The organism is Pseudomonas sp. GM21 (assembly GCF_000282215.1).
GTDB lineage: Bacteria > Pseudomonadota > Gammaproteobacteria > Pseudomonadales > Pseudomonadaceae > Aquipseudomonas.
In genome coordinates, this window is record NZ_AKJS01000194.1 from 1 (window position 1) to 20,960 (window position 20,960).

Below are 20,960 nucleotides of genomic sequence, written 5' to 3' on the forward strand. Positions count from 1 at the left end.
GCATCCCTGCGTAGCGACCTTGCCCTTTATTCATGACGGCGCGTAGATCAGCGCCACGCAGCCGGATAGAGCCCCAACAAGACGGTTTCCAGCACGCTATTAAGCTCAGCTTTATCTTGCAGGTAACTGTTCATCATGCTGCTCAGTATGGCTGTACAGGTGAAGGCGTTTTCGATGCCTAAAAGGCGCGCTTGCCAGTCAGTCGCCGTAGCATTATCGATCAGTGAAGGGTCCAGAGCACGAGCTTCGTTTAACAACGCAGACGCGTAGAGTCGCACGGCTGGAGGGGATTCAGTTTCTGTGCCGAACAAAGCGCTGGAGCTGTAGCGTGTAAATATACTCGAAAGGCACAGCATCACGGCTGCGCGATTGGGGCCGGTATCTTGAAGACCTAGACCGTTGACGGCTTGCCAGAGTTGCTCCTGGTGCTCAGGTTGCAAGGCCCGGGAGGTATTCTGTGGATCATCAACATCGCCTTTGACTACTTGCCAGCGCCCGGAAAAGGCATCGTAGAGTTCGTCTTGTTGTGCGTTGGCCACCAGCTTGCTTGGGCTAGTGTTGCGGTTAAGTGCTTCGAGGAAGGCGGTTGAATGGGGGGAGTTGCCCAGAACGCCACGGATCAGATTTGTACCGATTTCACTCTGCATAAGCGCCGCATAACGCGTCTTCAAGAACGGTTGTATGGCGTAGACTTCCTTCAGGTTCCCGAGATCAGCCGTTTCAAAGTGGGCGGTCCGAGCATTACGCGTCAGGAGGTATGCGCTCTTCCAAGGGGTGGCCTTGGGATTGGCGCAAACGAGGTTTTCGAATAGCTCGGGTTCCAGGGCCAGCACTTTTTGACCATTACCGGCAGCAAAGATGTAGGTCAATTTAGACAGATCGTCTTCAATTGCGTCAAATACTGAGCTGGCTTCCTTGATCGTCAGATTGTTCAGAAAGGTGGTGCGTAGTTGCTCAGCGGACGGACTCAGGTTTTTCTGGTTCGGCGCCAAGGTCGCGGCATGGAGCAATTGATTGACCGCTCCCTGATAGCGGGGCGCTGACCAATCAACCGTCGACGAACTGGCGTTGAGCAGGTCAAGTACAACGACCAGATTTATTTCGTCGGGACGAAGCAGCCCCTGGTTTTTGCTTTCCATCCACTTAGACAGCAATCGAGTTTGAATAAACTGGGCGATGACAGAGTCTTTGGTATAGGAGGGGTCGTTCAGTAATACATTCGCCAGGGAGTCCCAACTCCCGGCAAGTCTATGATCGCCCAGTGAGTCCAACCTCTCAATGACTGATCTCATCAAGACATTTCTTTGTTCCTCGTACTTAGGATCAATGCTGTTGATCGAGACCAATAGACCTTCATGCTCGTTGTTGAGGTGATTGATATGAGTATCAATATTTCTGGCGATATCGTCTAAAAGATCCGGATTTAACGAGATCTTGGCGTCGGTCAGGTTTGCGTTAGAAAAATTTACGCGATCAATATAAACTCCGGTCAGGTCGGCTCCTGTAAAATTGCTACCGGAGAAGTTGACCTCAATGAGCTTTGCTCCGGCTAGCGTGGCGGCGGTGTAATTAACCCCCTCAGATTGAATTTTAACCAACTTGGCGCCTGTAAGTGTGGTGCGGGAGAAGTTGCTGTTATTGATTTCCATGTCTCTTAGCTGGGAGTGCGACCATGTGGATCCACTGCATTGCAGGCGGTGCTGAGGTTCTCCCACCCGAGTTCGAAGATTTTTGCCCCATAATCTAATGCCGTCAAGATTCACGTTATTTAAATCTATCGATCTCAGATCTGTTTGTGCGAAAAGGCATAACTCAAGCATTATCGCTTTGGTAGTGGATGGGACCGTGTCGAAAAATGTGGCTGCAGCGGGTCCTTCAGGTCGAGAACATTCAGGGGTTGTTGAGTTCACTAGTTTCAAAAGTTCTGAATTGAACGACTTTGGAAAATCTTTGAAAAATTCAGATTTTGCCAAAGTAGAAACTCGAAGGACATTTGCGCTTACCGCAAATCCGTTTTGCGTAATACCGGCGGAGGGAAGAATTGCCGAAATACCTCGTGCCTTCAGGATGGAGAGGCCGGTGCACAAATCATTAAGTACACGTAGTTGCTCTGCGGTTGGGTTTTTATTTGTATGAGCTAAAAATTCCCTGGTGATTGTTTCGTCGAAACTAGTTGGGGCCAAGCGTAAAGAAGGCGTGGTTTCATGAGCAGTGACGGGTGGTGAAGAAGCGTCTTGTATAAGGCGAGGTCGCTCGTTTTTACTCCTTATTGCATTTTCCACATGTCTTAATGCTTCACGAATTGAAATTTTTTCACTGGTGCTGCCGAAATAGTCACTGGCATCTGACTGCTCTGCTCGGTATCGGCCATGATTGACTAGATTTTTCACTCCCCCAGGAGTCGTGGTTAAATCATTTCTTTTCAGTTTTAGCGTATCACCTGTGTGTTGTATGCTTTTTAAGCTGTTGTTCAGCTCAGTTAATACCGCTATCGGTTCGTGTGCTATGTGGTTTGTAGTAGCGTGATGAATGTGTATTTTAGGCATGCTGCTGTGTTTACCACTGATAATGAAGGGGGTAGTGGATTTTTGGTGACGTGTCGCGCAGCACGCTTCTATAAAGCGCTCTTCAAGGTGGGTTTTTGCCAACACCTCCAATGTACTGAAGTAGTTCCTCGGTCAGGCTTGGCAGCCAGGATGGAAAATCGGGGGAAAACCACTCGATTACCAATTGGCAGATGGATTGACGGTATCCGCAAACAGTTTTTTACATCTGGATGCTAAGGAGTCATTCTGATCTTGCCAATACGTTTTGAGCGCTGTTCGGCTGTGTTGCCAGCGAATTCAAGCGCACACGCAGCGCCGGTGCAGCACAAGGTGAACCTTGGCGGTTTTGGTGCAGCAAGGTCGACAGCATCCCTGCGTAGCGACCTTGTCTTTTTGGCATCAAAGCGCGTCGATCAGCGCCACGCAGCCGGATAGAGTCCCAATGATACGGTTTCCAGCAGGCTGTTTGGCTGAGCTTTATCTTGTAGGTAACCGTTCATCATACTGCTCAGTATTGCCGTACAGGTGAAGGCATTTCCTATTCCCAAAAGGCGGGCTTGCCAGTCGGTCGCCGTGGCACTATCGATCAGTGAAGGGTCCAGAGCGCGAGCCTCGTTCAACAGCGCAGCCGCGTAGATTCGCACGGCAGGAGGGGATTCAGTTTCTGTACCAAATAAAGCGCTGGAGCTGTAGCGTGTAAACATACTCGACAGGCACAGCATCACGGCGGCGCGATTGGGGCGGGTATCTTGAAGGCCGAGACCGTTGATGGATTGCCAGAGCTGTTCCTGGTGCTCAGGTTGCAAACGCCGGGACGTATTCTGTCGATCATGAACATCGCCTTTGGCTACTTGCCAGTGCCGGGAAAAGGCATCGTAGAGTTCGTCCTGTTGTGCGCTAGCCACTAGCTTGCTGTGGACAGTGTTGCGGTTAAGTGCTTCGAGGAAGGTGGTTGAATGGGGGGAATTGCCCAGAACGCCACGGACCATATTTCTCCCGATTTCACCCTGCATGAGCGCTGCATATCGCGCCTTCAAGAACGGCTGTATGGCATAGACTTCCTTCAGATTACCGAGATCAGCTGTTTCAAAGGGGGCGGTCCGAGCGTCTCGCGTAACGAGGTATGCGCTATTCCAGGGAATGGTCTTGGGATTGGCGCAAACGAGGTTTTCAAATAGCTCGGGTTCCAGGGCAAGCACTTTTTGACCATTGCGAGAAGTAAAGATATAGGTCGCTTTGGACAAATCGTCTTCTATTGCGTCCAATACTGAAGAGGCCTCCTTGATCGCCGGATTGTTCAGATAGGTGGTGCGTAGTTGTTCGGCGGATTGACTCAGCTCTGCCTGGTTCGGCGCCAGGGTCGCGGCATAGAGCAATTGATTGACCGCTCCCTGATAGCGGGATGCTGACCAATCAGTGGCCGATGCACTGGCGTTGAGCTGGTCAAGCACAAGGGCCAGATTTACTTCGTCCGGACGAAGGAGCCCCTGGTTTTTGCTTTCCATCCAATGTGGCAGCAGTCGAGTTTGAATAAACCGGGCAATGACGGGGTCCTTGGCATAGGAGGGCTCTTTAAGTAATACATCCGCCAATGAGCCCCAACTCTCGGCAAGTGCGCTATTTTTCAGTGAGTCCAGCTTCTCAATGACCTGTCTCATTAAAAAATTTCTTTGCTCTTCGTGTTTGAGATCAATACTGTTGATCGAGACCAATAAACCTTCATGCTCGTTGTTAAGGTGATTGATATGAAGATCAATGTCTTTTACAACTTCGTCCAAAAAAATCGGATTTAACGAGAACTTTGCATCGGTCAGGTTGGCATTGGAAAAATTTACGCGATCAATATGAACTCCAGTCAGGTCTGCTCTGGCAAAATTGCTGCCGGAGAAATTGGCCTCGCTCAGGTATGCACCGGCTAACTTGGCTCCTGCGTAATTTACTCCCTGGGACTCAACTCGGCTCAGTTTGGTGCCTATCAGCGTGGCGTTGGAAAAATTGCTGTTGTTAATCACCATGTCTGTTAACTTGGAGTGCGACCACGTGGCTCCACTGCATTGCAGATCGTGCTGCGGAATACTTGCGCCGCCTTGAAGTGTGGTGCCGGACAAGTTTATGCCATCTAGATTTGCGTTATTTAAGTTTGTCGATCTAAGATCTAGGGACTTGAAAGTGCATAACTCAAGCGCTATCGCTTTGGTAGTGGATGGGATTGTATTGAGAGCTGTGGTGGCAGCTGGTCCTTCAGGTGGGGGGCATTTGGAGAGTGTTGATTTGACAAGTTTTATAAGATCTGCATTGAACGGTTTTGGAAGATGTTTGAAAGATTCGGATTTTTCCAGCGCCGCGCCTAGAAAAACATTTGAGAGTACCACAGTACCATTTGGCGTACGACCGACGGAAGGAAGAACTGCTGAAATACCCCGCTCCCTCAGGATGGAGAGGCCGGTGTACAAATCATTAAGTACGCGTAGTTGCTCAGAGGTTGGGTTTTTATGATTATTAGCTAAAAATTTCCGGGTGATTTTTTCGTCGAAATCGAGTGGTGCCAGGCGCACAGCAGGCGTGGTTTCATGGTTCGCTACAGGTCGCGTGGAAGCGTCTTGTAAAAGACGAGGTCGCTCGTTTTGACTCCTTATTGCATTTTCTACACATTGTAATGCTTCACGAATTGAAATTTTTTCACCGGTGCCGCCGAAATAGTGACTCGCCTCTGATTGCTCTGCTCGGTATCGATTCTGGTTGACTAGATTTTTCACTCCACCGGGAGTTGTGGTTAAGTCATTTCCTTTTAGTTTTAACGTGTCACTGGTGTGTTGCATGCTTTTTAAACGGTTGCTCAGATCAGTTAATACCGTTTTTGGTTCGTGTGCTATCTGGTTTCTAGTAGGGTGATGAATGTGTATTTTAGGCATGCTGTGCTTACCATTGGTGATGAAAGGTAAAGTGGAGTTTTGGTGACGTGTCGGGGGCACGCTTTTATAAAACGCTCTTTCAAAGAGTGTTTTTACAAAACCCCCAATGTGCTGAATAGTTTTTCAGCTCTGGCTGAGCAGGCAGGATGGAAAATCGGGGGAGAACCACTCGATTACCAATCGGTAAGATGGCTTGAAGGTATCAGCGGACAGTTTTTTACATCTGGATGCTAACTATTTGTTACCAGTAGTGGCTAAAATGCCACTTTTACCCAATGCGGTCCGCCCGCACAGGCTCAAGGACGCGCTATCGGGACCGCTGTTTTGTTTTCAGACACTGCACGAGCCCCTTGGCCAGTGGGTTGGCCGGGGATGGCAGTTTGTTCACTTCTGACGTGTGACGATATCTGTGAAACTGATCATTGCCTGCATCTACGTTATCTCCATTGCGTACGTCCACCTCCGCGGTCGCGTGCGCCACAAACTGGGGCGCCAACTGAGTGACCATTCTACGTTTCTGGCGCCGCTCAATTGCTTCCTTTACCTGTTTTCGAAGATCCCCAACAAGCCTTATCTCAATCCGGCGGATTTCCCTGATCTGAGCCCCTTGCAGACACATTGGGAAGAAATCCGCGCCGAAGGCCAGAACTTGCTGAGGGCGGGGGACATCAAGCGCTCGGATCAATACGACGACGTTGGCTTCAACTCGTTCTTCAAGACGGGTTGGAAGCGGTTTTATCTGAAGTGGTACGGCGATAACCATCCTTCGGCCATGAAGCTGTGCCCGCGCACCACTGAATTGGTGCAGGGCATCGGGTCGATCAAGGCGGCAATGTTCGCCGAATTGCCACCAGGTTCCAGACTGGTCCGGCACCGCGATCCTTATGCCGGTTCCTACCGTTATCACTTGGGCCTGGAAACGCCGAACGATGCCGGTTGCTACATCAATGTCGACGGTGAGAATTACCACTGGCGCGATGGTGAAGCGGTGATGTTCGACGAAACGTTCATTCATTACGCGGAAAACACCACGCAACAGAACCGAATCATTCTGTTCTGTGACGTCGAGCGTCCCATGAAATACCGCTGGGCCGCGGCGTTCAATCGCTGGTTCAGTCGTAACGTCATGTCTGCGGCAGGCGCGCCGAATGAAGAGGGTGACAGGACGGGTGGCATCAATCTTTTATTCACCAAAGTCTACAAATTTCGCCTGCGGGCCAAAGCGCTGAAGAAAACCAATCGCAATCTTTACTACGTTGGAAAGTGGGGGATTTTTGGTGGGTTGCTGGCGGTGTTTGTCCTGATCTGAATTATGTGTTGCTGCGGATTAAGTTATCGCGAGCAAGCTCGCTCCCACAGGGGATCTTCAGCGTACGAAGATCAAATGTGGGAGCGGGCTTGCCCGCGATGAGGCCATAACAGTCACCACAAATCCATCCATCAGCCCCGAGAAGTCTTAGTGGTTTTTTTCTGTGCCGCCGGTTTGGCTTTCCCGGCGCCCTTGTTACCCAGGCTGCGTTTGAGCAACTCGGTCAAGTCGATCACATCCGCTGTCTTACGCTCTTCTTCGCCCGTTGCGGTCTCGACGTCCTCAATCTTGCCTTCATTGGCCTTTTTCTCGACCAGTGCCATGATTTTGTCTTCAAAACTGTCGCGGTAGTCGTCCGGTTTCCAGTCTGCGCTCATGTCTTGTACCAAACGCTTGGCCATATCGAGTTCGCCCTTGGCCAGTTCGGGTTTGGTCACTTCGCTGCCCAACTCAAGCGTATCGAGGCTGCGCACTTCTGCCGGCCAGCGCAACATCACCAACACCATTGCAGACTCCAGCGGCATCAACGCTGCCAGGTGCTGGCGTGTGTGCAACACGACGTGGGCGAGGGCAACTTTATTGGTTTTACTCAACGTTTCGCGCAACAGCGCGTACACCTTGCCGCCGCGTTTATCCGGGGCGAGGTAGTAGGGCGTATCGATGTTTTGCAAGGGGATCTGCTCACTGTCGACAAAGGAAAAGATGTCGATGGTTTGCGTGGATAACGGATGCGCCGACTTGATTTCCTCTTCGCTGAGAACCACGTATCGACCCTTTTCGTACTGCACGCCTTTGACGATGTGTTCCTTGGTGACTTCCTTGCCGGTGACCTTGTTCACGCGTTTGTACCCCACCGGTTCCATGCTGCGGCTGTCGAGCCAGTCGAAATCCACCCCCTGGGAAGACGTAGCCGACACCAGCGCCACAGGGATATGCACCAGCCCGAAACTGATTGCGCCTTTCCAGATTGCCCGTGCCATGGTTGTCTTCTCGCAAGTGATGTTCAGGTGACCTGCGGCGTTGCGCAAAAGTTTCCCCCGGTTGCGGACCCGGGCCGGGTGGGATGGTCGTTTCGTGTTACATCTTATGAAGGAGGTTTTAGTTAACAAATCCGAACCCTCGGCGTAGCGTGCTATCGAAGACTCTATACACGTAGAGAGGCTCCCCGATGAATAGATATGTGCTCAGCTGCACCGCGTTGGCTCTGGGTGGGTTGCTGAGCAGCCTGGCGTACGCATCGCCATTATTACTGCTGGCCCAAAGCCCGACGGGGGCTTCGAGTAATCCTTACAACAGCCCGATTCGCCGGGCCAACCCGAACAGCATGCAAGGTTCGCGATCCAGCGCCCCGGCCCTGCGCGGGCCAAATACCGTGCCGGTGCCGCGTCCACCGACCCTGGAAAACGGCGGCATCGGCAACCGTTACCCCCAAGGCCAACCGGCCCCCGCCAGCCCACCGATATTCATTCCCAATCCACCTCCGCGAGATCCAGGCAGCAGCAACCGTTGAGCCGGAACGACAAAAGGAATCGTGCATGTTACGTGAAACCTTCCTGGCCACTCTGTGCGCCAGCGCACTGATCACCGCTGCAACGCCCGTTTTCGCGGCACCGGTTCAGGAACTGGAAAGCGAACAGGGCACCCTTGAGGTCACCACGATCACCAAGGGGCTGGAGCATCCGTGGTCGCTCGCGTTCCTGCCGGATCGTAAGGGTATGTTGGTCACTGAGCGGCCCGGCAACCTGCGTGTCGTCAGCGTTGACGGCAAACTCTCCGGCCCCATTGATGGCGTGCCGAAGGTCTGGGCCAAGGGGCAAGGGGGCTTGCTGGATGTGATGCTGTCCCCCGACTTCAGGCAGGACCGCACGGTTTATCTGTCGTACGCCGAAGGCGGCGGGGTGGGCGACAAGGCGGGCACGGCGGTCGGCCGAGGGCAACTGTCCGAAGACTTGAAAACCCTCAAGGACTTCAAAGTGATTTTCCGCCAAGAGCCGAAGCTCTCAGTCGGTAACCACTTCGGTTCGCGACTGGTGTTTGATCGCGACGGTTATCTGTTCATCACGCTCGGCGAAAACAATGACCGGCCAACGGCCCAGGACCTCGACAAGCTACAAGGCAAAGTCGTGCGGATCTACCCGGACGGCAACGTGCCGGACGACAACCCCTTTGTCGGTCAAGCCGGCGTGCGCCCGGAAATCTGGTCCTACGGGCAGCGTAACCCGCAGGGCGCCGCGCTCAATCCGTGGACCGGCGTGCTCTGGGAGAACGAGCATGGGCCTCAAGGCGGCGACGAGCTGAACATCATCGAGCGCGGCAAAAACTACGGCTGGCCGCTGGCAACCCACGGCATCAACTATTCCGGCAACCCGATCCCGGAAGCCAAGGGCAAGGCCGCCGAAGGCACCGTGGGGCCGCGCCATGTCTGGGAAAAGTCCCCGGGCCTTAGCGGGATGGCATTCTACGACGGTGATCGTTTCAAGCCCTGGCAGCACAACGTGTTCATTGGTGCTCTGGTTAGCCAGGAGCTGATTCGCTTGCAGTTCGATGGCGATAAAGTCGTTCACGATGAACGCTTGCTCGGTGAACTCAAGGCGCGGATTCGGGATGTGCGGCAAGGTCCGGACGGGTATTTGTATGTTTTGACCGATGAGGACGATGGAGCGTTGCACAAGGTAGGTTTGAAATAACCCTGACCGCAGCCTGCATCCGGCTGCGCAGCATTCGTTAATTGAAAATTGGCCATTGACTTGCTGCCCGCCCGAGGCTAATTTCCAGCCATGACTTCCACCGTATTGCGCTGCCAGCCAAGCATTATTACCGCCATTCCTTATTTGGCGGGCTAGCTCACGACTGCAGCACCCAACCCGCCCTAGAGGCGGGTTTTTACTATCTGTCTCCAGGGCTCCGAATACAGCCAGGAGACGACCATGAGCAGCACTCTCGCCCAGCAAAACTTGCTTGAACATTACGTAAAAAAGATCCTCGCCGCGCCGGTGTATGACCTGGCGGTACGTACACCGTTGCAATCGGCGCCCGCGCTCTCCGAGGCTTTGGGCAATCAGATCCTGCTCAAGCGCGAAGACTTGCAGCCAACGTTCTCCTTCAAGATTCGCGGCGCCTACAACAAGCTGGTGCAACTCAGTGATGAACAAAAGGCGCATGGCGTGATCACCGCGTCGGCGGGCAATCATGCCCAGGGCGTAGCACTGGCAGCGAAAACGTTGGGGATTGTCGCGACCATCGTCATGCCGCTTACCACGCCGGAACTGAAAGTGCTCGGGGTTCGAAGTCGCGGGGCGCAGGCGGTGCTGCACGGCGAAAGTTTTCCGTTCGCCCTCGACTATGCGTTGAGCCTGGCCGAACAAACCGGTCGCTCCTTTGTTTCGCCTTTCGACGACCCGGACGTGATCGCCGGGCAGGGCACCGTGGCGATGGAGATCCTGCGCCAGCATCAAGGCCCGCTCGACGCGATCTTTGTGCCGGTGGGCGGTGGAGGTTTGATCGCCGGCATCGCCGCGTACGTCAAATACCTGCGACCCGAAGTGCGCATCATCGGCGTCGAGTCAGAACATTCGGCGTGTTTGGCGGCAGCGCGCCAAGCGCACGAACGGGTTGTCTTGCCAAGCGTCGGCACTTTCGCCGATGGGGTGGCGGTGGCGCAGATCGGTGCTTATGGCTTCGAAGTCTGTCGGTTTTGCGTTGATGAAGTGTTGACGGTCAGTAACGACGAACTGTGCGCCGCCATCAAGAACATTTACGACGATACTCGCTCGATCACCGAACCGTCCGGCGCGCTGGCGGTAGCGGGCATCAAAAAATACGTGGCGCAAACCGGCGCCCGTGGCCAGACGCTGGTGGCCATCGACTCGGGGGCTAACATCAATTTCGACAGCTTGCGCCACGTAGCCGAACGCGCAGCATCAGGCTGCGCGACGGTGTGAGGTTGGGTGAGGTTATTCCTGAACGGCCTTCTCGACCTTGCTCGACGCTGACCAGATCCGATAGCGGACTTCGATATCTTTTGGCACGTAAAGCACGATCGGCAACTTGCTGTTGTAGCGCAGCAAGAAACCGTCTCCGGACACGGAGACGAAGTCTTGTTTGCTCTTGCCGTCGGGGCAGGCCATGAGTGTGCTCATCGGGCCGATGACTTTTTCCAGTCGGTAGAACGGGTAGCCCCAGCCTTCGAGGTTTTTCTCGTCAAGCATCCCACCCAGGCGTTGGCGATTGCAGTCCACGGTCAGCGTCTTACCAGCAAGGATCTCGACCTGGAAGTCGTCTTCTTTGGTTTGCGGGGCAAGGTGAATGACTTGGCGGGAAAAGCCGCTTTCAGGTTTGGGGAAGGGAGCGATGGATTCAAGCGTTGCGGCATGAGCGATGCTCGACAGCCCGGTAACCATTAGTCCGACAGTTGTGGTAAAGGTCCAGGAACCCATGATGCCTCCTTGCTTGTAATCAATTTGTGGCGCCATTCTTACTGTGCTGTGGCGCCAATGCAAACCCGCTGCGATCAGTATGCAAAATGCAGCAGCGCCGTCGCCCCTTCTTGCAGATTGCACGGCGGTTTTTCTCAGTTTTGGCGCTAAACCATTGATTTGCCGATGAGCTGCACAGCGAAAACTCAGGCATGTTTTATGCTTTAGCTGTTCTTAAGCTGGCCGGACTGCATAGAGCCAGCATTGATCATTGTTTGGCAATCTCACAAAGGAGAGGGTCGCCATGTTTCTTTCTGCCTTAGAGCTTCGCAACATCATCGAAAGCAGTTTTTTGCCCAAACGCTGCCAGTGCACACTGTCTCCGGATTTATTGATGTCAGTAAAAGTGTATGCAGACAGTCAAACCGATTTGCTGGAACTGAATGTGACCGGCATCGATGCATCGACACTGAATGGCTGTCGGGAAATCAACGAGTTGATCGCCGGGCTGCGCACCCAACATCGACCTGTCGTCATTTCCCACCCTTGGATGAGTAAAGCGCTTTAGCCCGCGGTTTCGAGTTCTATCGACACGCGCCGGGTCTGAAGAAATCCCAGGCCCAGCGCCAATTCAACCAGCACCGCCAGCAAAATGCCCGGTCCGGTATGGCCATTGAGCCATTCGCTGAAACCCAGTGCGGCCAAACCAAAGCACCCGACCATAAAACCGCTGCACAACGCACTGCGAGTCACGGACGGCGGCTCGTTTCGAATCCAATAGAAGATCAACCCCAGCGCTGCGAACAGCACCGCGCTGCGCCGCGCAACAAAGCCTGCCGAAGACGAAAACTCAATCCCCCAAATGGCCAGCATCCTGTCCGGCATCACGCCCCAGACCAGTGCCAGTACCAAACACAGGGTGGCGGTGAACATCGACAACATACGAAACGACAACTGCATAGCGAATCCTTGCGGCAGTGAGGGAGGCGCTCAGCATAACGCCAGAACCCTCACAGTAAAACCGCCCGGTTTCGAATCAGACGTTTCAGTCAGTTGTAATAAAAATTGCACGCGTCCGAAAGCTTCCTGTAGCTGAGTTCTTGAGGCTTGCCGGATTTGTCGATGTACTTCATGTCGGCGATAACCACCTTGCATTCATCGGTTATCGGTTCTGTCAGGGACACGACTTTGCCCACGTTTAGCGTCATGCCGTAGTGGTAAGGCGTGGCGTTGGAAGTGGACGTGGAAGAGGTCGTGTCGTAGGCCTGGGCAAGTCCGGTAAACGCGGTGCAGGCGAGGGTGGAGGCAAGAAGCAGCATTCGAGTGTTCATGTGGCGATCTCCAGTGCAGGCGGAAAATCTGCTCGACGATTAACGTCGAACCTGCCGCACTGGGCGTCAGAAGCGTCTGAGGGCGTGCGGTCCAGTAGAATTTTGGACCTCAACGTTAAGTGAGGGTTAACCCGGCTGAACACCGCCTGTCGCGATAGGATGAACGCCTGTCGGAAGTTTCGTTAGGAAAGCCTCTACGGCATCTTCGGCTGGGTCCTACAGGGGCCGGTGACTTGTCGACTTTCGCCTGTAGGGTAGTGGGGATTACTGTTGGGGCTCGCTGCAAAATCAGCGATCGGGTTTGGTCACCCGATGCCATCTCACATATCTGTGCCATCATTCGCGCTGCGGACATCCAAGTCCTCATAGTGCGTTTCAATGGCGGCTGTGTGCTGGACGCCTTCGGGCGAACCGATTTGATGGCATCGGTTGACCAAGCCTGTACACAGCCGCCTCCCATCGTTTGGTCACGGTGCTGGCGTTATTTATTAACCATCGAGTAATCACAATGCCAGCGTTTAAACCGTTTTCAGATCGCTATCGTTCACTCAACAGCGGCGTTACCGACTCAAGTCCCTTGGTGATCGACACCGAAGCCAACCCCCAAGACATTCTCGAAGCCGCATTACAGCGAGTACGCGCGTCCAGCCAATTACTTGAAACGCTTCATTGCCAATGCTTCAAGCACGGTGATGTTCAGGATATTCCGCACATTACTCACGCGCTTTATTTGCTGGCGCAGGATGGGTATGACCTGTTGGCGGTTGCTCAGCAACGGATGATGGGGTGGAAGGCGCCGGTCTGACGGCTGATCTTTACAAAAAAATCCAGCGCTCGAAAGCGCTGGATTTTTTGTTGCGGATGGACTCTCACCGTTAACACTTGAGGTCGCCCGAACGAAGCATCAATGGCCTGAAGTGGTTCGTGAAAGCGTTCATTAGTCTGTCATCGTTCTTTCACTTCCAAGATTCATAGGGCACACCAAACTTTTCGACGTAGGCTTTGGAAACAGCTGAAAGGGGACGGTAGTGACCTCCAGACTTACCTTCATACGGACCACGAGGATCAATTACGGCTTTTACCGTAGTCACCTCGATCGGTGTCATGCAAGGGCCGCCTACCCAGACTCTGGCGATACCTCCGGGGACCAGCCTTATGCCGATTGAATCACGATAACCAGTGATCCATTTCCCATCAGCAGCGCAGAAAACCTTTTCACCCTTAAGCATGATCTCCCGAGTAGCCTCAGGGATTTTAATCACCATCAGATAGGTTTGTGGTTCGACTTGCGACTGCCAGCGGACATAAATTTGTTTGGGCAAGTCGGCCCCTGTTACATGCTTGCCGCTACCGATGCTAGCTCTTTTCGGCCAACCTCGCGGATCGCCAGAATTGTTTGGAGGCTTTAACATGGAGGCAAGTCCACTCATCGCATGTGGGTATACATGATCCTGAATATCGACGACATCGGCGGTTTCGATCCAAACCTCCATGTAAGCGGGGGCTGAGAACCCCAAGTACCAGGATTTGTAAGGCATTGACTGGCTATTCGCAAATGTGCAGCCACTGAGTAGAAAGGTGGCAAAGGCAACACGAATAAAATTACTCATTTGGATGCACCGTGCGCATAGAGTTTTCGTCTGGTCGATTAATGAACACGATATTTAGGTCGCTATTGTTTCGATTTTTAGCGGCGTTCCAGTTATCGGAGATATGAACATAGTGCTGGAATAGCAGTTCCTCCTCCTGCGAGGTTAGCCCGATTGTTTTTCTTTTCCCCTGAGCGTAGGCCATCAATTTTTCGGAGATGGGAACGAGTTCCGCGGGTAAGGAAAGTCGTGGTTCGCCTTCGTCAATCTCGCCAAACGGTACTCCATTTTCTACGGCCAGTTCGCGCATGATCCGAAAGTAAATCAAGGATAAATCACTGCGGACTTCGCGCTGGCTGCTAACTGCGGCATAAACGTATTTCATATCTTTGCGATTTTCTTTGCCGGTGGTACGAAACGGCACCTCCCACGTACGGATCTCCAACGGAAGGTTATATTGGGCCAATTGATCCTGAAGCCGCTTCAAGTCCTCTTGGGCAACCTTGTAACTGTTAGCTTCAATAAAAGATGTCCTTTCGTCGACCGGGCTTTTACGCGGTTTGCTGAGCAGTATCCGTTCCATCGCCTTGGGTAAATAGCCGCCACCGAGGTCCGAGTGAACGCCCGGCAAGATAATATCAGCCGCCCCAAGACTGTTGAGGGCAAAGTTATAACGACGTTCATTTCGAGCGACCAACTGGACGACTTTCTTAGCCACGTCTGGCGCCAGATGGATATTGATCCCTGGGTTATAAGCATTATTACCAGTCCAGTCGCCTACCAGGGGATTGGCAATGGCCGCGACGGTATCGTAAACGCCAATGTAATTTATGGAAACATTAGAGTGCGGTGTCCAAGCAAAGCTGTCAGATAATACCGCCCCCCCAACCGGTAATGCTTTAGCAAGGATACTTTGGTTACCCTTCAATACCTCATTGGCAAAATCCCTTGCCGCTGCGGAGCCACGGCTGAAGCCGAAGATATCGAACTCGATTTTAGCCACGCGCTTATCGGGGTTGTTCTCTTGAAAGCGTCGGATTTGCTCAATAATCAGCTTTGGAGTCTCTTCAACCCGTGCCCTGACGCCCTGCACGCCTATACCGGTGCCTTGCGAAAAGGTGGAGTCCTCTGCGGTACTGCTGGTACCGATGCCATCCACATAAACGCGCAGGCTGGCCGTCTTGGCATCGATGGGCAATGTTTCATCCACTTGGCTTTCATAAAGGTCATAGAGCCGGGCGACGTTGCTGACATCATTGCCATAACTGTTATCCGGGCTACTTCCCTTGCCGTCATAACCATGAGCCGCACAGAACTGACGAATATCTTCAGCCGCTTCCTCCAGGTTCACGTCTGGCGCAAAGCAGCCAAACACCCGCTCACTGTTGTTGCGGTTGTTGCCCGTCCCATCGAAGAACACCCCAACCCGTAAGGTGATGTCTTCCAGCTCGACCTCTTCTTCCTCTTCCTCAAGCTCTTCTTCCTCCAGAGGAGGAGAGCTCAGTTCCTTCACGGGAGGCGCACTCAACAATTTCCCCGCAGCGGCTGCGGCGGCCATACCGGGGATAATCGGTGCGAGAATCCGAATCCCGCTCCCCGAACCCGGCGCACCACCCGAATTGCTCTTGACCTCAGCCCCACTAATCGTCACACCCCCGGCATCCACCTTGACGAAACTCCCGCCAGCCTTGGCCGTCACCTCCATCCCGCCTTCAACCACCACCTTGTCACCAGCGTTGTAATGAATCTCCTCACCCGCCTCGACAAACTGGGCCGTGCCGACCTTCACATGCCGGGTCATCGCCACGGTCAGATGATCATCGGCCCGTGCTTCAGTCTTGCGATCCAGGTGGGTGATGCGGTGCTCTTCAACCTTGAACTCGCTGAAGGCGTTGGCCTCGACGGTGTCGTGGCGCTCGTTGCCGATGCGGATTTTCTGGTCGTGCTGGATGTTTTCATCCCAGTCGCGCTGGGCGTGGAGGTAGATCTGTTCGGCGCCTTTTTTGTCTTCGATGCGCAATTCGTTGTAGCCCTTGCCGCCCGGTGAGCTGAGGGTCTTGAAGGTGCTACGGGTTTTGTGCGTCGGCAGGTCGTAAGGGACGAGGTTTTCCTTGTGGTACAGGCAACCGGTGACCAGCGGCTGGTCGGGGTCGCCTTCGAGGAAGGTGACGAGCACTTCCATGCCGACGCGCGGGATGGCGATGGCGCCGTAGGCACTGCCGGCCCAGCCGGTGGCGACGCGCAGCCAGCAGCTGGTTTTGTCGTTGGCCTGGCCGTCGCGGTCCCAGAAGAATTGCACTTTGACGCGACCGTATTCGTCGCAATGGATCTCTTCGCCCGGTGGGCCGGTGACGATGGCGGTCTGGCTGCCGAGGATTTTGGGTTTCGGGTGTTCGAGGGCAGGGCGGTAGTGCGCGTCCCACGGCGTGGCGAGGAAGCGGTTGCGGTAGCCCTGGTGGAAATCGTCTTTGTTGTGGGTGACGTCGCTGGTGATGTGCTCGCCGAGCACTTGCGGCTGTTTGCCTTCGTGGACCACTTCCAGCAGCAGCCAGAGGTCGTTCCATTCGGCGCGCGGGTGTTCGCTGAGGGCCATGAAGTGGCCGCTGACCAAGGTCGGTTCGTCACCTTTGCCTTCGGCGAGTTTGTAGTCGCAGCGATGGCGTTCCAGTGCGCGGGTCGCCAACTGTTTGCCGCGTTCGCGGGTGAGGAAGTGGCCGGGGTAATCGTAGTCTTCGAGTTCCGGGGCGAAGGCGCTTTTGGCGGCGCCTTCGGGCAGGAGGCGTGGTTTTTCGAAGTCGTAGTCGCGGCGGCTGACGCGGCTGGTGCGGGTTTCCAGACGCAGGTTGAAGCGCTTGAGCACCGGTTTCTCGGCAGCCATGCCGGAGTCTTGCTGGTAGGCCACGGGCGAGAGTTTGCGAAACACGGTCTGGTCATCACCGAAGACAATTTTGTGTCCGCTGGCGCTGTGCTGGAAGTGGAAGTGAATGCCTTCTTCTTCGCACAGGCGCTGGATGAAATGCAGGTCGGATTCGTCGTACTGCACGCAGTAGTCGCGATCCGGGTAGACCGCGCCGAGCTGGAAACTGTAAGCGTCAGCGAGAATGCCGCGCGCTTCCAGGACGTGGGAGATAATGTTCGGCACGCTCAGGTGCTGGAAGATTTGCTGGTCGTGGTTGTGGCGCAGGTAGGCCAGTTGCGGGCACAGGCTGATGCTGTAGCGGGTCAGTTTTTTACCCGAATCACCTTGTTCGATGCGATAGACCATGCCATGGATGAGGCCTTTGCCGGTCGCACCAAAAGTCAGGCTACCGGGTTTGTGCAGAATCTCTTCGAGTTTCAGATCGGGGCGGGTGCTGACCAGTTCGATGTCGAAACAGAATGGCTGGTTGAGGGCTTCACGGCCGACAAAACTGAGCACTTGCAGATCAGCGGAGACGCCTTCGAGCGTGAGGGAAATATGGGGTGCATTTGCGTCCAGCATGCTTTGAATTCCGTCCTTTGGATAAGCTGGGGCGGATGGTGCAGGATTAGATCGCCTCGTTCAAGGCGCAAATGCTTGGAGCTGTGGGAGTTCAGCTGTCTTCCGATAAGCCTTAAAAATAAAGTGATCAAGACAGTTGCTCCCACACTGGATCTCCAGTGAACACAGCTTTTGTGTTCGGCGACGATCTAATGTGGGAGCGGGCTTGCTCGCGAAGGGGCCATTAGCTTCAGTGAAGGGCCAGTTGATGCCGATAAGGCAAATCCGGCCCGGTCTTGCTGCACGTCAACGCTGCCGCCCGTACTGCAAAATTCAGCATCCCGTCGATGTGCTCGCGGCTCAGCGAATGTACACCTTCCACCGAGTCCCTCTGCTGCTCGGTCAACCACGTAATCAACGCCGCCTGGAACGTATCGCCGGCCCCCACCGTGTCGGCGATCTTCACCGAACTGGCCGGCACTGACCAAGAACCATGAACCCGGCTAAACACCATCGCGCCTTCGCCACCCCGGGTCATGAACACCAGCTGACAGCGATGCTGCAGCCAGCCTTCAATGACCCGCTGCGGGTCTTCCTCGGGATACAACAGGTTCAAATCCTCGTCGCTGACTTTGATCAGGTCGGCATATGCCACCAGTGTCGCGATCCGTGAACGCCACAGGTCGATATTCGGTTCAGGGTTGAGCCGCACGTTCGGATCAAGACTGATTAGGCGTTTACCACTTTCCCGTTGCACCAGCGCCAATAACGTATCGGCAATCGGTTGGACCACCAATGAGTACGAGCCGATATGCAGGCCGCGCACTTCAGGACCCAGGGCTGGCAAGTGTTCTGGTTTCAACTGGCGATCCGCGCAGCCTTCACCGCGAAAACTGTAATGCGGCGAGCCATTGGCGCTTAGTGCAACCATCGCCAGGGTGGTGGGTGCGGCGAAGTCCAGCAGGAAGTCCGGGCGCACGCCTTCATCGTTCAGCACTTGTTGCAAACGCCGACCGAGGTAGTCGGTGGACAACCCGGCAAACAACGCCGAGTTCACGCCCAAGCGGCGTAATCCGACCGCGACATTGAACGGAGAACCACCGGCAATCGCCTTGAAATTCACTTTCGAAGCCAGACCGCTGGCATCATCCTCACTGAAGAAATCGAACAGCGCTTCGCCACACACCAGATACATAGTTGCTCGCTCTTTAAAGGGTTGCGACATGCTGTTGTTAGCACTCATCGGCTTACTGTCAGGGGCGCGATCATGCCTCTATCCAGGTTTGCATTGCCAGCGTGCAGTGCGCGCACTGGCGTCAGGAAGTCGCCACCCGATCATGCAAGGCACGACCGTAAACGGCTTTCATGCTCGTGGCCATCCAGCAGTATCGAACGATCTCTGACTCGTCGAAGAAGTCGATATTGATAATGCTGCAACGTGTGACCCAGTCCCGGGTCGGGTGGAACCAGTCGTTGATATGGGTCTTGATGTCCTGAGGGCCGCCCAGAAACGCGTAGCTAGTGGCTGACAGCGACCATAGGAACGTTTCGTAAGGCGCATCCTGAAGTGTGCTGGTGATATGACGCTTCAGGTCATCGGTGTCAGCGAAAGTGATAGCGCTCCATTTGTGCGGGATGCGCGGCCAGAAGTAGTCCGCGTTCAGCTCTGGAATCAGCGGTGCTGCCAGCACTATCCTGCGGCGCGAGCCAAGGCGTTTCAGTTCACCTAGCGTCTTCGTGGCATGGGCAGGTGCAATAATCCGGTCTCCCAGTCGACTGACCAGCAGATGATTCAGTTTTTGATAGTCGAAGGGTTTGGTCCCGTCTCCGAGCTGGTGGAAGTCGAAGACGATGAACTCATCCGGATTTTGATCGAGAAACGTTGTTACGGCACTGATCAATTCCTCGAGGACGCGGTGCGATTGGTAGCCGTTATGATGGAAATAGAAAATAGATTGATCGTGACCCTGGGTATAACCAAGTCGGATATCAAACGCTCTTGCACCATTCGCAAGTTGCCACGCGAACGAGTCATTCTGGCAGGTGGTCCAGTTACCAATAAGCACGTCATAGTTGGGTGCCTGTTTATCCATGCCAGCGTTATGAGCGCAGGGCCAGACGATATCGGTCAGTTTCAGGCGGTCGATGTCAAGAGTGTTGCTCATCCATTTGTGTTTATCCAAATTCCCTTTTGTATGTCTTGTCATTTCCAATCCTGTTTGTGATTTTGCCCCGTCCGTGGGGGAGTACCGTCGGTAAAACAACAATAGAAGATAAACGCGTGGTTGCCAGCGGCTGAAACAAATTTATAAACATAGCGAATGTATGGCGCGTTCAATACATGCCTGATTGGTATGCGTCAAACGTCGTTGTTCGCTTTGATCATATTTGCCGTCCGACAATGTTGCGCCAGTTTCGATGTTTCAAAAAAATCTGCATTAATAATGCTGCTTTTCAGAACCCAGTCACGGCCAGCGGGATCAAACCAGTCGTCCAGCTGCTGCCTGATATTCACCGGCCCCCCCAAGGCACTGTAACTGGTGGCAGAGAGCGACCATGGCAACCCGCGAGGCGGGTACTTCATGACCTGCGTGATATGCATGGTTAACTCACTAATGCTGGTGGTCGCAATGCCACTCCATTTGTGCTCGATTTTTCGACAAAACCACGTCGAGTCCAAGTCCGGATGACGCTCGGTTGCTACCAGCACTCGTTGTGCGTAGCTGACTTGCTTAAGTTGTCCAAGCGTCAGGAAAGCATTGCTGGAGGGGATCATCCGGTCTCCCAAATGTGTCAATAGAAACCTGTTCAACTCCTTGAAATTGAAAGGCAGTTTGTCGGACGTCAATTCGTGAAAGTCCAGCAAGATAAATTCGTCGGGGTTCTCTTGAAGAAAACGGATCACGCCCGTCACCAGGTTTTCCAGCGAACGGGACGAGCGAAACCCGTCGTGATGGAACCAGAACGTGGCGACACCTTTTTTGGAAACCTCGTACTCCAGCCTCAGGTCGAGTGCACGCGCACCTTGGGTCAATTGAAAGTAAAAGCTATTGCTTTGACAGGACGCCCAGTGACTTACGCCCGGTGCTGCATAAGTTGCTTTTTTATCTACGCCGGCATTGTGAGCGCCGGGTAATACCAGGTCGGCAAACGACAGGTTGTCAATAGCCGGGGTGTCGCTCATCCAACGGTTCAGTGTGAAATCCACACTGTCATGGATGGAATTTGACAGGGTATCTAGATGGGTATTGCTCATACAGCTTCCTTGCATGGGTAATAAATAATTTGCGGGGTTGATCGCTCGTAACGTTCTGAGCGAAGGCTAATACTTATAACCTTATGCAAGGTGAAAGCCAAACAAGGCGTGAATCAAAAAGTGTAAGTGTTTAGAGGGTTTA

At 53.8% G+C, this 20,960-nt stretch carries 16 protein-coding genes and 1 pseudogene; 6 read left to right on the forward strand and 11 right to left on the reverse strand.

The annotated features are described in order from the left end of the window. Positions 1–47 precede the first annotated feature (47 nt). Positions 48–2,651, reverse strand: a complete 2,604-nt coding sequence (locus tag PMI22_RS32205; protein WP_238543989.1) for a pentapeptide repeat-containing protein — start codon at positions 2,649–2,651, stop codon at positions 48–50. A 308-nt stretch (positions 2,652–2,959) separates the two neighbouring features. Then, positions 2,960–5,458 carry a pentapeptide repeat-containing protein gene (locus tag PMI22_RS31015; RefSeq protein WP_081502846.1) on the reverse strand — a complete coding sequence of 833 codons (2,499 nt, stop codon included), beginning with the start codon at positions 5,456–5,458 and terminating at the stop codon, positions 2,960–2,962. A gap of 409 nt (positions 5,459–5,867) precedes the next feature. Between PMI22_RS31015 and lpxO the strand changes: the two genes are divergently transcribed. Continuing rightward, entirely contained in the window at positions 5,868–6,767 is a 900-nt protein-coding gene (gene lpxO / locus PMI22_RS01305) for a lipid A hydroxylase LpxO (RefSeq protein ID WP_007949243.1), read from the forward strand. Positions 6,768–6,898: 131 nt separating this feature from the next. On the opposite strand, the gene ku is transcribed toward lpxO, so the two are convergent. Continuing rightward, on the reverse strand, positions 6,899–7,747 hold the full coding sequence (gene ku, locus PMI22_RS01300; protein WP_007949244.1) for a non-homologous end joining protein Ku: 849 nt from the start codon (positions 7,745–7,747) through the stop codon (positions 6,899–6,901). 188 nt (positions 7,748–7,935) lie between these two features. Here ku and PMI22_RS01295 point away from each other — a divergent pair, with 188 nt between their 5' ends. From PMI22_RS01295 to ilvA, 3 genes and pseudogenes are all read left to right on the forward strand, one after another. Further along, a complete protein-coding gene (locus tag PMI22_RS01295; protein ID WP_007949245.1) occupies positions 7,936–8,277 on the forward strand; it encodes a hypothetical protein in 342 nt (113 codons plus the stop codon). Between the two features lie 25 nt (positions 8,278–8,302). Further along, positions 8,303–9,454: a PQQ-dependent sugar dehydrogenase gene (locus PMI22_RS01290; RefSeq protein WP_007949246.1), complete on the forward strand. Its 1,152-nt coding sequence runs from the start codon at positions 8,303–8,305 to the stop codon at positions 9,452–9,454. Positions 9,455–9,694: 240 nt separating this feature from the next. Continuing rightward, a pseudogene (ilvA, locus tag PMI22_RS01285) lies at positions 9,695–10,693 on the forward strand (threonine ammonia-lyase, biosynthetic); the annotation flags it as partial. Positions 10,694–10,720: 27 nt separating this feature from the next. On the opposite strand, the gene eco reads toward ilvA, so the two are convergent. Then, the gene (eco, locus tag PMI22_RS01280; protein ID WP_007949250.1) at positions 10,721–11,203 is read right to left on the reverse strand and encodes a serine protease inhibitor ecotin; all 483 of its coding nucleotides are present in this window, start codon (positions 11,201–11,203) and stop codon (positions 10,721–10,723) included. A gap of 283 nt (positions 11,204–11,486) precedes the next feature. On the opposite strand from eco, the gene PMI22_RS01275 reads away from it, so the two are divergent. After that, the gene (locus PMI22_RS01275; RefSeq protein ID WP_007949252.1) at positions 11,487–11,750 is read left to right on the forward strand and encodes a DUF1652 domain-containing protein; all 264 of its coding nucleotides are present in this window, start codon (positions 11,487–11,489) and stop codon (positions 11,748–11,750) included. Here the strand turns inward: PMI22_RS01275 and PMI22_RS01270 are convergent. Further along, positions 11,747–12,142: a hypothetical protein gene (locus tag PMI22_RS01270; protein WP_007949253.1), complete on the reverse strand. Its 396-nt coding sequence runs from the start codon at positions 12,140–12,142 to the stop codon at positions 11,747–11,749. The genes PMI22_RS01275 and PMI22_RS01270 overlap by 4 nt on opposite strands. 89 nt (positions 12,143–12,231) lie before the next feature. Further along, positions 12,232–12,513 (reverse strand): DUF2790 domain-containing protein, encoded by a 282-nt coding sequence (locus tag PMI22_RS01265; RefSeq protein WP_007949254.1) that lies wholly within the window; start codon positions 12,511–12,513, stop codon positions 12,232–12,234. A 508-nt stretch (positions 12,514–13,021) separates the two neighbouring features. Here PMI22_RS01265 and PMI22_RS01260 point away from each other — a divergent pair. Beyond that, positions 13,022–13,318 carry a hypothetical protein gene (locus PMI22_RS01260; RefSeq protein WP_007949255.1) on the forward strand — a complete coding sequence of 99 codons (297 nt, stop codon included), beginning with the start codon at positions 13,022–13,024 and terminating at the stop codon, positions 13,316–13,318. Positions 13,319–13,469: 151 nt separating this feature from the next. On the opposite strand, the gene PMI22_RS01255 is transcribed toward PMI22_RS01260, so the two are convergent. From PMI22_RS01255 to PMI22_RS01235, 5 genes are all read right to left on the reverse strand, one after another. Then, a complete protein-coding gene (locus PMI22_RS01255) occupies positions 13,470–14,123 on the reverse strand; it encodes a DUF2931 family protein (RefSeq protein WP_007949256.1) in 654 nt (217 codons plus the stop codon). Continuing rightward, complete coding sequence (tssI, locus tag PMI22_RS01250; RefSeq protein ID WP_007949257.1) at positions 14,116–17,583, reverse strand: type VI secretion system tip protein TssI/VgrG; 3,468 nt, start codon at positions 17,581–17,583, stop codon at positions 14,116–14,118. The genes PMI22_RS01255 and tssI overlap by 8 nt, the downstream gene beginning before the upstream one ends. A gap of 229 nt (positions 17,584–17,812) precedes the next feature. Beyond that, positions 17,813–18,757 carry a carbohydrate kinase family protein gene (locus tag PMI22_RS01245; RefSeq protein ID WP_007949258.1) on the reverse strand — a complete coding sequence of 315 codons (945 nt, stop codon included), beginning with the start codon at positions 18,755–18,757 and terminating at the stop codon, positions 17,813–17,815. 121 nt (positions 18,758–18,878) lie between these two features. Next, complete coding sequence (locus PMI22_RS01240; RefSeq protein ID WP_007949259.1) at positions 18,879–19,769, reverse strand: hypothetical protein; 891 nt, start codon at positions 19,767–19,769, stop codon at positions 18,879–18,881. Between the two features lie 152 nt (positions 19,770–19,921). Then, on the reverse strand, positions 19,922–20,818 hold the full coding sequence (locus PMI22_RS01235; RefSeq protein WP_007949261.1) for a hypothetical protein: 897 nt from the start codon (positions 20,816–20,818) through the stop codon (positions 19,922–19,924). Between the last annotated feature and the right edge of the window lie 142 nt (positions 20,819–20,960).

Bases quoted from the DNA above. Each gene is read 5' to 3' on its own strand.
- PMI22_RS31015 (WP_081502846.1), bottom strand. From the start codon at position 5,458: ATGCCTAAAATACACATTCATCACCCTACTAGAAACCAGATAGCACAC.
- ku (WP_007949244.1), bottom strand. From the start codon at position 7,747: ATGGCACGGGCAATCTGGAAAGGCGCAATCAGTTTCGGGCTGGTGCAT.
- PMI22_RS01295 (WP_007949245.1), top strand. From the start codon at position 7,936: ATGAATAGATATGTGCTCAGCTGCACCGCGTTGGCTCTGGGTGGGTTG.
- PMI22_RS01290 (WP_007949246.1), top strand. From the start codon at position 8,303: ATGTTACGTGAAACCTTCCTGGCCACTCTGTGCGCCAGCGCACTGATC.
- eco (WP_007949250.1), bottom strand. From the start codon at position 11,203: ATGGGTTCCTGGACCTTTACCACAACTGTCGGACTAATGGTTACCGGG.
- PMI22_RS01275 (WP_007949252.1), top strand. From the start codon at position 11,487: ATGTTTCTTTCTGCCTTAGAGCTTCGCAACATCATCGAAAGCAGTTTT.
- PMI22_RS01270 (WP_007949253.1), bottom strand. From the start codon at position 12,142: ATGCAGTTGTCGTTTCGTATGTTGTCGATGTTCACCGCCACCCTGTGT.
- PMI22_RS01265 (WP_007949254.1), bottom strand. From the start codon at position 12,513: ATGAACACTCGAATGCTGCTTCTTGCCTCCACCCTCGCCTGCACCGCG.
- PMI22_RS01260 (WP_007949255.1), top strand. From the start codon at position 13,022: ATGCCAGCGTTTAAACCGTTTTCAGATCGCTATCGTTCACTCAACAGC.
- PMI22_RS01255 (WP_007949256.1), bottom strand. From the start codon at position 14,123: ATGAGTAATTTTATTCGTGTTGCCTTTGCCACCTTTCTACTCAGTGGC.
- tssI (WP_007949257.1), bottom strand. From the start codon at position 17,583: ATGCTGGACGCAAATGCACCCCATATTTCCCTCACGCTCGAAGGCGTC.
- PMI22_RS01245 (WP_007949258.1), bottom strand. From the start codon at position 18,757: ATGTATCTGGTGTGTGGCGAAGCGCTGTTCGATTTCTTCAGTGAGGAT.
- PMI22_RS01240 (WP_007949259.1), bottom strand. From the start codon at position 19,769: ATGACAAGACATACAAAAGGGAATTTGGATAAACACAAATGGATGAGC.
- PMI22_RS01235 (WP_007949261.1), bottom strand. From the start codon at position 20,818: ATGAGCAATACCCATCTAGATACCCTGTCAAATTCCATCCATGACAGT.